The sequence below is a fragment of the Desulforhopalus singaporensis genome (assembly GCF_900104445.1).
Taxonomy (GTDB): domain Bacteria; phylum Desulfobacterota; class Desulfobulbia; order Desulfobulbales; family Desulfocapsaceae; genus Desulforhopalus_A; species Desulforhopalus_A singaporensis.
This window is the reverse complement of sequence record NZ_FNJI01000102.1, coordinates 1-2,072: the sequence shown is the minus strand read 5'-3', so window position 1 is coordinate 2,072 and position 2,072 is coordinate 1. Positions and strand designations below refer to the sequence as shown.

Annotated in this window: 5 protein-coding genes; all 5 read left to right on the top strand. The window is 47.8% G+C overall.

All coding sequences use genetic code 11. The features are described 5' to 3' along the window. The coding region (locus tag BLQ17_RS23050) for a hypothetical protein (RefSeq protein WP_218121888.1) at positions 1–198 on the top strand (198 nt) is incomplete at its 5' end. A 9-nt stretch (positions 199–207) separates the two neighbouring features. Then, positions 208–474 carry a hypothetical protein gene (locus tag BLQ17_RS21945; RefSeq protein WP_092226414.1) on the top strand — a complete coding sequence of 89 codons (267 nt, stop codon included), beginning with the start codon at positions 208–210 and terminating at the stop codon, positions 472–474. Continuing rightward, positions 471–659: a hypothetical protein gene (locus tag BLQ17_RS21940; protein ID WP_092226412.1), complete on the top strand. Its 189-nt coding sequence runs from the start codon at positions 471–473 to the stop codon at positions 657–659. The genes BLQ17_RS21945 and BLQ17_RS21940 overlap by 4 nt, the downstream gene beginning before the upstream one ends. A gap of 3 nt (positions 660–662) precedes the next feature. After that, positions 663–1,574 carry a hypothetical protein gene (locus BLQ17_RS21935; RefSeq protein ID WP_092226410.1) on the top strand — a complete coding sequence of 304 codons (912 nt, stop codon included), beginning with the start codon at positions 663–665 and terminating at the stop codon, positions 1,572–1,574. A gap of 49 nt (positions 1,575–1,623) precedes the next feature. Beyond that, the coding region (locus tag BLQ17_RS21930; RefSeq protein ID WP_176761406.1) for a helix-turn-helix domain-containing protein at positions 1,624–2,072 on the top strand (449 nt) is incomplete at its 3' end.

Below are 2,072 nucleotides of genomic sequence, written 5' to 3'. Positions count from 1 at the left end.
AGGCGCACCTGGGGTGAGTCAATGCGTAAGCAATCCACTCGCAAACTTTTTAGCCCCATGGTGCCGCTTAAAAAAAGTGATTTTGATGAGTATTGGCAGCTGCCTCTGTATCGGGTCAGGGTCAATGGAAGGTGGAGCTCTGATGCTGCAAAGTGGACATTTTACACCAAAGGGCAAGTTGTAGAGAAATGGTTTTGAGGAGCAGATATGAACTGGAAACCACAACAAGAAGCCAAATGGCTTGAGGTCGAGATTGACGGCAAGGTTATAGGGATTCTCGAAGTACACCCGGAAAAACCAAAGCAGATCGAAGAAGAAAATAGGCTGAAAGATTTAAAAGGTATTGTTCTTCGTCCTGCTTCTTTCGAATCCATGGTGCGATGGAACGCAAAAACCATGCTTACAAAACGCATGATAAACACCATGCGCCGGCTTTACCTGAAGTCTCGAAAGAAAATAGAGGCAGCCTCATGAGCAGGGTTCTTTGTCAGATGCAGACAGTCGGCCATAAAAAGAATCTTGAGGAAGTGCCAAGGGCCTGGTGCAGAAAGACCCAATATCAGGCCCTCTGTGCCAAGTGCAGATACAACGAAGGAAGAGAAGTGTCTATTTATCAGCAAGAGAAAAAGCAGAACCGTCGAGGTCTGGAGGATAGGTAAAGGATGAACACAGATATCCGAATAGCCGTGTCATTCCGTGGCAACCGCAAAAGAAAAAAACTGGCTCTTCTTCTCGGCCCGGGTGCGACCGATTACCTGCTTGATTTATGGATAGGTGTTGCTATGAGCAATCCTACCGGCATGCTAGTAGCATGGGACGAGCATGACATAGCATTAGAAGCAGGATGGCAAAAGGACTCAAAAGAGTTCGTTGATGCACTTATGAAGGTTGGATTTTTGGAAATAAACGATGATGGAGTGTACCAGTTGCACGATTGGGAGGACCATCAGGGGTATGTAATCCACGCACAAGACCGTCGAGAACGGGCAAAAAAGGCAGCGGCAGCAAGATGGGAAAAGAAAAAAAATGATAAAAAACAAGAAGATAATGCTAAAGGCAAGCAAGACGCATGCGTCGAGCAATGCAAAGAGCATGCAGATAGCAATGCCCCTACTCCTACTCCTACTCCTATTCCTACTCCTATAGTAACAGATTATTGTCCGGAGCCTTCTGAAGAAGTCGCCGAACCGGAAGCGACAGATGAACCGGTCGAATCTCCAGTGTTGGTTTTTCCGTTGATCCCTCGTGATGGAGATTTCCCCGTTTTGCAAAAAGACATCGACGAATGGCAAGAGACGTTCCCGGGCATTGACGTCCTCCAGGTGCTCAAGCGAGCTCGTCAGTGGAGCATTGACAATCCAAAGCGGCGTAAAACCAAAGCCGGTATCCGGAACCACATCTCGACCTGGCTCAGCAAGGAGCAGAACAAGGCAAGGGCTGCACCTGGTTCTGTTCCTCATGGCAAAGTTAACTGCGAGATCTGTCAGTACAACCAGCGTGCACCCTGCAAGAACCTGAACAAGGAGGGTTTCGACAAAGAGAGGTGTGACTCGTACAAACCGATTGCGAATTGATGTTGGCAGGAAGCGGTCTTTGTACTGAAAAATGAAAAAGGAAGAGGTAATGGCAAGACCGAAAGGAACGGGAAAATACAAACCGGAATACGATCAAATCGCATACGTGGCATGCGTTGAAGGCGGTTTTACGGTGTCGAAAGTAGCAAAGCTGTTTGGTGTCGACAGGGCAACAGTTTATCGGTGGATGGACAATCATGAAAGTTTTCGCGACTCCATAAAAAGCGGCAGGGATAAATTCGATACAATGACCGCGGAAGATTCTCTCCTCAAGCGCATCAAAGGATATCGAACGAAAGAGTCCACCCAGGAGCTGAAGATAATCATTGATCCGGAAACCGGAGAAACAGAGGAGAAGCTTGTCACGACAAAGACTGTGAACAAGGCGGTCGCTTCTGATGTTACCGCTACGATCTTCTTTCTGAAAAACAGGGCCCCGGAACGCTGGAGGGATGCAAAGCATTTGGAACATACGGGCAAAGACGGAGGCCCCATCAA